Genomic DNA, 9,734 nt, shown 5'->3' with positions numbered 1-9,734 from the left:
GCCGAACGAACTCCCACTCAGCATCGGACAGCTCATGACGACGTATCACGACACCATGATCCACCAGCGATGATCATTTTGAAGACACCGCCTAGGGGTGTCTAGAGGTCGAACTCGTGCGGCGGCAGGCCGAGCGTGAAGCAGGCCTCGCGGACGACGCCCTGCTCGGTCTTGTCGAAGTCGCCGTCGGCGCCGCCGATGACGATGCCTATCTGGACGACGGCACGGGCCTCGGCGGGCTTCTTCTTCGCCTTGGCGATCTCCTGGAGCACGCTGACCCTGCCGAAGTCGAAGTCGGCTGTCAGCTTGTCCAGGTTCTCGTCGAAGCGGCGCTGGAGGTCGGTCGCGTCGAAGTTCTGCAGCACCTCGTTGGACGAGATGAGCTGCGCGACCCGGCGGCGCTCCGCCGGGTCGATCGTCCCGTCGGCGGCGGCCACCAGCGCGCACATCGCCATGCTCGCGTCCCGGAAGGCGCCGCTCTTCAGGTCGTTCTTCTTCGCCACCAGCTGGGTCTGCATCCCCGATGCGGATTCCTTGATGCGGTCCCACAGGGCCATGTTCGGTCACTCCAGACGTCGTCGATTACTTCTACGCGTCTGTAGAACGTGACCGTGCGGGGGAAGGTTCCCGGCCGCCGCGGCCGATGTGACGGGCCGTAGTCCGGGGGCCGGGACGGTGCCGGGCAGGGGTGTCGGCGGGGTGTCGTCGTCCTCGCCTCGGAGCAGGGCGATCAGGGAGGCACGGGCGCGGGCCACGCGGGAGCGGACCGTGCCCACCGGACAGCCGATGGCCTCGGCCGCCTCGGCGTAGGGAAGGCCCAGGAGTTGGGTGAGGACGAACGCGTCCCTCCGCTCGGCGGGAAGCGCCGCCAGGAGTTCCGCGAGGGCGATGCCGTCCTCGAAGCCGGGGAGGCCCCGGGGCTGGGTGTGTTCGGCCTCCGTCTGCCAGTCGTCGCGGTCGGACAGACGGGGACGGGCGGCGGCGTACCGCAGGCTGTCGACCACGGTCCGCCGCGCTATGGACAGCAGCCACGTACGGGCCGAGGAGCGCCCTTCGAAGCGGGGCAGCGCGGCGAGCGCGCGGAGGAAGACCTCCTGGGTGAGGTCGTCGGCGGCCTGACGGTCGGCGCCGAGGTACGTCACGTACCGCCGGACGTCGCGTTGCAGCGCGCGGACGAACAGGTCGGCCATGGCCGGGTCGCCGTCCCGGGCCGCCAGGGCGAGCCGGGTCGTCGCCGCGTCGGCGTCCGGCGCCCGCGCGGGGCGGGGCGGGGCCGTAGGTCCGTGAAGGAGGGTGTCGTGGGCAAGGGTCATCGCCACAAGTCCTTACGAGGCAAGGGGAATCCGGCGGCGCGCGGACGGCGGCACCGGTGACTGGTACGGCCCGCCGGAACGGCATGACCGATGCCCGGGCGGCGGACGCGTGTCCGTCGTGCCCGGGGAGCCGGCTGTCAGAGGACAGCGAGTGCCTGTGGAGGACCTCGGGAGACGACGGAATGGGTGAGCAGGAGCCGTCGGGGAGCGCGCTCGTCACCCGCGCGGCAGGGCCGGAGGCGAGGGAGGTGACGGGGTGCCGGGACGAGGGTGGTGAACAGCAGGCGCAGGGGCCGGGAGAGGCCCATCGGCAGGGACCGCAGCAGACGGAAGACGGCCCGCTCCCCGTACGCCATCCACAGTCCGCTCAGGAGCGCGGCCAACAGGTGCGCCGACAGCATGCCGAGGGACGACGGCATGTCTGTCATGTCGTGGACGGCGGGCAGTTCGGTGACGCCGTGATCCATGCCCGCGTGGGACATGGCGGCGTGGGACATGGCGGCGTGAGCCATGTCCGCGTGAGACATGCCGGCTTGCGTCATGCCGGCTTGCGCCATGCCCGCGTGGGACATGGCCGCGTCGGCGTGTTCCGTCGACGGGCGGGCGGCAGCTGCCGGTTGGGACCAGGAGAACACCGTGTGCAGCACGCTCTGGACGGCCACCGTCGCCGCCGTCACGGCGAACAGCCCGCGCTCGCGGCCCGCCAGGAGGAAGCTGACCGCCGTGATTCCCGTGAAGGCGAGGGCCAGCGTCCAACCCGGCACGCCCTGACCCGACATGACGATGTGTCCGATGGCCGCGAGCAGCACACAGACGGCCGCGAAGATCGCGGCCCGCGCTCCTCGGGAACATCGGCCTGGTGTCATGGCGCGCCCATCCTCGCACCCCCTCCGGCGGTGTGCGGGCCGGTATCCGCTGTCTGCTGTCGGCTCAGGACTACGGGACTGTGGCGCGCCCCACAAGAGTGCCTCGGGAACTTCTGCCACCGTCGCCACGACTCCTTGGACGTCGGGACGTCGGGACGTCGGGATGTCGAGTTGTCGCGGGGGAGAGGGGTACGGCACGTGAGGACGGCGCTGCTGACGACCGCCATGGCCTTCTCGATGATGCAGCTCTTCCTCATCGGAGCGCTCGGCCCGCGTCTCGTCGACGACCTCGGCGTCTCGGAGACGGTCCTCGGCCTCACCACCACGGTGGGGTTCGGCACGGCCGCCGTCCTCTCGCCCCTCGGCGGCCGGATCGTGGACCGGGTCGGCCCCCGGCGCGCGCTCGTGGCACTGCTCGCCGTATCGGCCGCCGCACTCGGTCTCATCGGTGCGGCCGACGGGCCCGCCCTGCTCCTCGCGGCCGTCGCGCTCGGCGGCCTGCCCCAGGCGCTCGCCAACCCGGCGACCAACAAGGCCGTCCTCGCCACTGTCCCGGCTCCGAAGCGGGGCGCGGTGACCGGCGCCAAGCAGGCCGGCGTCCAGTGGGGCGCCTTCGCCGCCGGGCTCCCGCTCGCCGCGGCGGCGGGCCTCGTCGGCTGGCGGGGCGCGGTGGCGGTGGCCGCGGGGGCGGCGCTCCTCGCGGGAGTGTGGGCATGGCGCACGCTCCCGGCCGACGCGCCGCCGATGCCGGTGAGGAAGCCCCGGTCGCGTGCGCAGCAGATGCCGATGGGGAAGTCCCGGTCGCGTGCGCAGCCGTCGGCGATGCCCACTTCTCGTACACCGGCCCCGCCTCCCGGTCGTCACGTGCCCTGGCTCGCCGCCTTCTCGCTCTTCCTCGGCGCGGGCATCGCCTCCGTCAACACCTACCTCGCGCTGTTCGGCGCCCGGCAGCTCGGCCTCGGCCCCACCGTGGCGGGCGCGCTGGTCGCCGTCCTCGGTGTCGCCGGGATCGCCGGCCGCGTCTGCTGGTCCCGGGCCGCCACGCCGGGCCGGGCCCCGTGGTTCCCGGCCCTGCTCGCCGGCGGGGCCGTCGTCGCCGCCCTGCTCCTCGCCCTGGCCGTCCGGGCCGAACTCCTCGTCTGGGTCGCGGCCGTCGCGGTGGGCGTCTTCGCCGTGTCCGGCAACGCGGTCTCGATGGTCCTGGTGATGCAGCGTTCCGCGTCCGGCCGCGCCGGGCAGGACTCGGCGCTGGTCGCCGCCGGCTTCTTCGCCGGGTTCGCCGTCGGGCCGCCGCTGTACGGACTGCTCGCGGAGCGCGGCCGGTACGGGCAGGGGTGGCTCCTGGTCGCGGCGGAGTTCGCCGTCGCCGGGGCCGTCGCCCTCGCCTGGGCGCTGCGGGACCGGCGTACGAGAACGGGCGTCCCGGCATGACCGGCGAGGTCTGGGCCGAGAACGCCCTCCGCCTTCTGCTCCGGCGCGTCGACGAGACCGCCGAGCAGGTGGGCGGCCGCTTCCCGCTGTACGCGGACCCTGCCGACGGCCGCTGGACGACGACCGGGCGGGGGTCGTGGACCGGGGGCTTCTGGGCCGGGCTCCTCTGGCTGCGCGCCCGGCACACCGGCCTCCCCGCGCACCGTTCGGCGGCGGCCACCGCCACCGCCGCGCTCGCCCCCTGGGCCGAGGCCGACACCGCGGCCCGGGGGCTCATCCTCTGGTACGGCACCGCCCTGGCCGAAGCGGATGCGGCGGCCGACGCCCTGCGCGAGCGCGCGGCGCGGGCCGCCCTCGGCGCCTTGGACCCGGTGCTCGGCCTGGTCCCGTGGGGCGCGGCGCTCGGCGGCCCCCGGCTTCGGGCGCGCGCGGACGGCGTTCCCGGGCTCGTCCCCCTGCTGGCGTGTGCCGGGCCCGAGGGCCGGGCGGCAGGCGAGTCCCACCTGCGCCGCCACCTCGACCTGTGCCTGCCCCGCGACGGCACCCGGCGGCCCGTCCCGTCCTGGCGCTGGGACGAGGCCGGATCGCTCTGGGCCGCCGAGCCCGATCCGGCGCCCGGCTGGACCCGGGGCGAGGCGTGGCTCCTCCTGGCCGTCGCGGACGCCTTCGCGCAGACCGGCGTGCCGGAGAGGCTGACGGAGACCGTCGAACTGCTCCTCGACCGCTGCGCGTTGCTCACCGGCCCGCTCGTCCCGCCGGCCGACACCGGCCACCCCGAAGGCCCTGTGGACACCTCCGCGGTCGCCATCACGGCCGTCGCCCTGCTGAAGCTCTCCGGCGTTCCCCGGGCCGCGTGGGCGTCCGCTTGCGCGGACCGCGCACGGTCGGTCCTGCACCGGCTGGCGTCCGCCCATCTCACCGGGCCGGACGGGCCCCGGCCGGCCGGCATGCTCCTCGACGGCTGCTACGACGCCGCCAGGGGTACGGCCGTCCGGCACGAACTCGTGTGGGGCGACTTCTTCCTGGCCCTCGGCCTGGCCGCCCTCCTCGGCCGTGCCGACCTCACGCGGGTGTGACGCGTCGGTTCTCCGTCGCCGCGTGCGGCAGCAGCCGTGCCCGGCCGCCGCTTCAGACGGCCGTGTCCTGCCTGCCGCGCAGGACGCGGCGGGCCACGGACGTGATGTGCTGCTCGTCCGGACCGTCGAGGATCCGGGCCGTCCGGCCCGTGCGGAACAAGGCGGGAAGCGGGGTGTCCGGACCGAGTCCGGCGGCCCCGAAGACCTGCACGGCACGGTCGGCGACGTCCTGGAGGGTACGGGCCGCCGCCGTCTTCGCGAGCCCCACCTCCACGTGCGCGTCCCGCCCCTCCGCGACCAGGGCCATCGCCTCGTACACGAGCGGCCGCGTGGTCCGCAGGGCCAACAGCGCCTCGAAGACGTGCTGCTGGACGAGCTGCCGGTCCGCGAGCCGCCCCTGGACGCCCTGTCGCGCGAGGGCCCGCCCGCACAGCAGGTCGAAGGCCCGCTGGGCCTGGCCGACCCAGCGCAACGCCCGCAGGGTACGCCCCAGCTGGAGGCGCTCACCCGCGACGGCGAGCGCGCGGCCGGCCTCACCGACGAGCTGGTCCTCGTCGACGTCGACGTGGTCGAAGGCGATCTCGTACTGCCCGGTCGCGCCGAGCACGGGCAGCTCGCGCACGACCCGGAAGCCGGGGGAGCCGGTGGGCACGAGGAACAGGGACAGGCCGTCGCGGTCCCCGGCCGATCCGGCCGTGCGGGCGAGGACGGTGACGAGGTCGGCGTCCCCCGCCTGCGACACGAACCACTTGCGCCCCGTGACGCGCCAGCCACCACCCGCCCGCCGCTCCGCCCGCGTCGCGGTGAGCGCCGGTTCGGTGCCCGGCGTGTCCGGCTCCGTCATCGCGTAACAGGTGCGGAGGTCGCCGGAGACCAGGCCGGGAAGGTGGTCCGAGCGCACGCGCGCGGACCCGTGCCGGGACAGCATCGTCACGTCGAGGAGGGGCGCGGACCCCAGGGCGGCGGGGCTGTGGTCGCTCGCTCCCTCGGCCTCGGCGAGGGACGCGTAGTCGAGCAACGGCACTCCGCCGCCGCCCAGTTCGGCCGGGAGCGGCAGTGCCCACAGGCCGGCCTCGTGAGCCTCCGCCCGCAGGCGCCGCCGCAGGTCCCCGGCGGCCGGCCCGCCGGCGTCGAGCCCGGACTCGCACGGGAACACCCGGTCGCGGACGAACGCGGTCACCCGTTCCCGCAGAAGCTCGACATCCGGTACGTCATGATCCGTCACCGTTTTCCTCCGTCTCGGGAACTCGACAGAACACGCGTCCGACTGTCTGTCCGTGGAAGTGGTCGGGCACATCGGCCCACTGGTTCCCGCGACCGTGACAACCGTGTCACCCGTGACAGGAGAGAGGTGAGGCATGGCGTCCCCATCGATCACGACCTCGACCACGCACACGTCGGTCCGCAGCCCGCTCGACGCGTTGTGCTTCGACATCGAGGGGCCTCCGGCCCTCACCCGGGTCGTGGCCGACCATCTGCGGCGGCTCGGGGCGCGGGCGGGTGACGGGGGCGCCGGGAGCGCCGGGAGTGTTGGGAGTGCTGGGAGTGCCGGGGACGCCGGGAGTGCCGGGGAGATCGCCCTCGGCGGCGGCGGATTCCAGCCCGTCACGGCGCGCACCGCCTGGGGCGGGCTCGGCTCCGGCATCGAGGACGAGGCCACCGCCCAGGCCGCCACCGGCGTCATGGCCGTGCACGGCCGCCGCCACGGGAGCCCGCGCGGCCTCGGCGTGGACTATCTGGCGACCGCCACGGGCGTACTCACGGTCCAGGGGCTGCTCGCCGCCCTCATCGGCCAGGCGCGGGGCTCCGCCGCCCGCCGCGCCGCGTCCGGCCCGGCGGACCGGACCCCGGTGGCACACGTGACCACGGCGGCCGACCGTACCGGCCTGCTCGCCGTCTCCCAGTACCTGGCCGCCGCCGGGGCCGACGAGCCGGAGTCCGCCGAACCGGCCCCGGGCGGACCGCCGTTCACTTCCGCCGACGGCATCCTCTTCGAACTGGAGACGCTCGACCCGGGCGCATGGGCGACGTTCTGGCGCACCCTGGAAGCTCCCGCCGACGCGATACGGGCGGGCTGGCGCCCCTTCCAGTTCCGATACGCCACCGCCTGCGCGCCCTTCCCGGCCGTACTGCACGACGTGACCCGGCTCCATACGTGGGAGGGGATCCGGCGCGCGGCCGGGTCCTCCGGGGCGGAGGTCTGCCGCGTCCGCACGCTCGCCGAGCGGGCCGAGGAGACCGACGCCGCCGACCCGTGGATCCTGGAGGCGCTGGGGCCGGGGAGGGGTGCCGCGAGAACTCTCGCCCCCACGGGCCCCACGGCCCCCGCGCCGGATCGCCCGCTGGCCGGGCTGACCGTCCTCGAAGCGGGTCGCCGCATCCAAGCACCGCTCGCCGCCCACCTGTTGGGGCTCCTCGGAGCCCGGGTGATCCGGATCGAGCCGCCGGGCGGCGATCCGCTGCGCGGGATGCCGCCCGCCTGCGGCGGGATCTCCGCCCGCTGGCTCGCGCTCAACCGGGGCAAGGAAGCCGTCGAGATCGACATCAAGGCCTCCGACGGTCGGCGCCGACTGCGCGAACTCGCCGCCGAAGCCGATGTGTTCCTGCACAACTGGGCCCCCGGCAAGGCCGCCGAGCTCCGGCTCGACGCCGAGCACCTCGCCGACGTGAACCCCTCCCTCGTGTACGCCTACACCGGCGGCTGGGTCGGCCGGCTCGCCGACGCCCCCATGGGCACCGACTTCATGGTGCAGGCCCGAACGGCAGTAGGGGAGGCCGTCCACCCGGCGGACGAACCGCCCGCACCCTCCCTCATGACCCTCCTCGACGTCCTGGGCGGTCTGCACGGCACCGAGGCCGTGCTCGCCGGCCTGCTCCTGCGCGAACGCACCGGCCAGGGCGTACGGGTGGAGTCGTCCCTGCTCGGCGCCGCCGACACCCTCCTCGCCCCCGTCCTGGACCGGGCCGCCGGCGGATCCGGCGCCCGGCGGCCCGCCGGCTTCCGGCGCCCGCTGCCGACCGCCGACGGCTGGATCGCCCCCAGCGACGCCGCGGCGGCGGCCGCCGCGGCGTACGACGTGCGGGGGATGTGCACGGAGGACGCCCTCGACCAGCTGCGTTCCCACGGACTGACGGCCACCGGTGTCACCACCGACCTGACCGACCTCCCCCACGACCCGCGCCTCTCCGGCCCGATCGGCCGGGACGCGCACGGTGCACCTGCCGTTCCCGACCCCTGGAGCTTCGCGTGACCGTCGCCCTGCACGACCTGCTGCCCGCCGCGCTCCGCCGCTCCTGGGCGGTGGACGGCTCATGTCCCGACCTCGACCTCTACAGCCTGTTCCGGGCCCGCCTGATCGCCGACCCGCACCGTACGGCTCTCGTCGACGCCAAGGGCGCGCTCTGCTACACCGCGCTCGACCGCAAGGTCCGCTGTCTGGCCGAGGGACTGCGCGGGCTCGGCATCGGAGCCGGGGACGTCGTCGCCGTCCAACTCCCCGACCACCGCAACGCCGTCGTCGCCGACCTCGCCCTCGCCGCGCTCGGCGCGGTGGCCCTGCCCTTCCCCGTCGGTCGCGGCGCCGCGGAGGCCGCGTGCCTCCTGCGCCGGGCCGAGGCCGTGGCGGTCATCGCGGCCACGGTCCACCGGGACGCGACACCCGCGGCCGATCTCGCCGCCCTCGCCCCGACCCTGCCGACCGTCCGACACGTGATCGCCGCAGGCCCCGGCAGAGCCGCAGACCCCGGCAAGGCCGCACACCCCGACAGTCCCGCAGGCCCCGACAGCACCGCAGGCCCCGGCAGGGGCGCCGCCCCCGGCCCGGCCGTCGCCGTCGCGCCCGACGGAACGATTCCGCTCGCGGCCCTCCTGCGTACCGACCCCACCGGTTTCGTCCCGGCCCGTCCCGATCCCGACAGCGCGGCGCGCATCCTCGTCTCCTCCGGTTCGGAGGCGGAGCCGAAGATGGTCGCGTACTCCCACAACGCCCTCGCCGGCGGCCGCGGCAACTTCCTCGCCTCCCTCATGCCCGACGGCACTCCGCCGCGCGCCCTCTTCCTGGTCCCCCTGGCCTCGGCCTTCGGGTCGAACGGCACGGCCGTCACCCTCGCCCGGCACGGCGGCACCCTCGTCCTGCTGGACCGCTTCACCCCCGAGGCGGCCCTGGCCGCCGTCCGTGACCACGCCCCCACCCATGTCCTCGGCGTCCCCACCATGTTCCGGATGATGCTGGAGGCCATGGAGTCGACGGAGGCCCGGGAGGGCGGTCCGGCGGGCCCGCTGCCCGCACCCACCGCGCTCGTCGTGGGCGGCGCCCCTCTCGACGAGGTCACCGCCAGGGCGGCGGCCGAGGCCTTCGGCTGTCCCGTCGTGAACCTGTACGGGTCGGCCGACGGCGTCAACTGCCATACCGGGCTCGGTCATTCGGTGCCGCCCACCGCCCGCTCCGGCGTCGTCGCGGGCCGGCCGGACCCCCGGGTGGCGGAGATCCGCATCGCCGACCCCGACACCCACGAGCCGCTGCCCGACGGGCGGATCGGCGAGATCGTCTCCCGCGGCCCCATGACCCCCCTCTGTTACGTGGCCTCCCCGGACCTCGACGCCCGCTACCGCACGCCCGACGGCTGGGTCCGCACCGGCGACCTCGGCCTCCTCGACGACGACGGCGTCCTCCATGTCGTCGGCCGCCTCAAGGACGTGGTGATCCGCGGCGGCGCCAACATCAGCCCCGCCGAGGTCGAGCGCGAACTCGTCGCCCATCCGCAGGTCAGGGACGTGGTGTGCGTGGGCGTGCCCGACCCGCTGATGGGGGAGCGGCTCGCCGTCTGTCTGGTGGCCAGGGGCGCGCGGGTGCCGGGTCTGGGCGAACTTGGCGCGTATCTGACCGGGCGCGGCCTCGACCGGCACAAGCACCCCGAGCACCTGCTCGTCCTGCCCGAACTCCCGCTCACCGCCGCGGGGAAGCCGGACCGCGCGGCCCTGCGGGACCGGGTCGCGAAGGAACGGGCCACCGTCCTCGTACGGGCGTGACGGTGTGAGGAAGGGGGAG

Annotated in this window: 8 protein-coding genes; 4 read left to right on the top strand and 4 right to left on the bottom strand. The window is 75.2% G+C overall.

Annotated features, from left to right (window positions below; genetic code table 11):
* Positions 1-101 precede the first annotated feature (101 nt).
* From ACFC0G_RS36380 to ACFC0G_RS36370, 3 genes are all read right to left on the bottom strand, one after another.
* Positions 102-557, bottom strand: a complete 456-nt coding sequence (locus tag ACFC0G_RS36380; RefSeq protein WP_376412331.1) for a tellurite resistance TerB family protein — start codon at positions 555-557, stop codon at positions 102-104.
* A 6-nt stretch (positions 558-563) separates the two neighbouring features.
* A complete protein-coding gene (locus tag ACFC0G_RS36375; protein ID WP_376412328.1) occupies positions 564-1,313 on the bottom strand; it encodes a sigma-70 family RNA polymerase sigma factor in 750 nt (249 codons plus the stop codon).
* Between the two features lie 137 nt (positions 1,314-1,450).
* Complete coding sequence (locus ACFC0G_RS36370; protein ID WP_376412325.1) at positions 1,451-2,179, bottom strand: hypothetical protein; 729 nt, start codon at positions 2,177-2,179, stop codon at positions 1,451-1,453.
* Between the two features lie 225 nt (positions 2,180-2,404).
* Here ACFC0G_RS36370 and ACFC0G_RS36365 point away from each other — a divergent pair, with 225 nt between their 5' ends.
* Positions 2,405-3,610, top strand: coding sequence for an MFS transporter (locus ACFC0G_RS36365; protein WP_376412338.1), 1,206 nt, complete (start codon positions 2,405-2,407; stop codon positions 3,608-3,610).
* Entirely contained in the window at positions 3,607-4,686 is a 1,080-nt protein-coding gene (locus tag ACFC0G_RS36360; protein ID WP_376412323.1) for a sugar ABC transporter permease, read from the top strand. Before ACFC0G_RS36365 ends, ACFC0G_RS36360 begins: the two co-directional genes overlap by 4 nt.
* Positions 4,687-4,738: 52 nt before the next feature.
* On the opposite strand, the gene ACFC0G_RS36355 is transcribed toward ACFC0G_RS36360, so the two are convergent.
* Positions 4,739-5,911 (bottom strand): acyl-CoA dehydrogenase family protein, encoded by a 1,173-nt coding sequence (locus ACFC0G_RS36355; RefSeq protein ID WP_376412320.1) that lies wholly within the window; start codon positions 5,909-5,911, stop codon positions 4,739-4,741.
* A 133-nt stretch (positions 5,912-6,044) separates the two neighbouring features.
* Here ACFC0G_RS36355 and ACFC0G_RS36350 point away from each other — a divergent pair, with 133 nt between their 5' ends.
* Together ACFC0G_RS36350 and ACFC0G_RS36345 are read left to right on the top strand one after the other, a co-directional pair.
* Positions 6,045-7,937 (top strand): CoA transferase, encoded by a 1,893-nt coding sequence (locus tag ACFC0G_RS36350; RefSeq protein ID WP_376412317.1) that lies wholly within the window; start codon positions 6,045-6,047, stop codon positions 7,935-7,937.
* Positions 7,934-9,715 (top strand): class I adenylate-forming enzyme family protein, encoded by a 1,782-nt coding sequence (locus tag ACFC0G_RS36345; RefSeq protein WP_376412314.1) that lies wholly within the window; start codon positions 7,934-7,936, stop codon positions 9,713-9,715. Before ACFC0G_RS36350 ends, ACFC0G_RS36345 begins: the two co-directional genes overlap by 4 nt.
* Positions 9,716-9,734 lie beyond the last annotated feature (19 nt).

It is taken from the genome of Streptomyces sp. NPDC056169, assembly GCF_042268445.1.
GTDB lineage: Bacteria > Actinomycetota > Actinomycetes > Streptomycetales > Streptomycetaceae > Streptomyces.
Note: the sequence above shows the minus strand (reverse complement) of the source record. Positions and strands in the feature narration are given on the sequence as shown.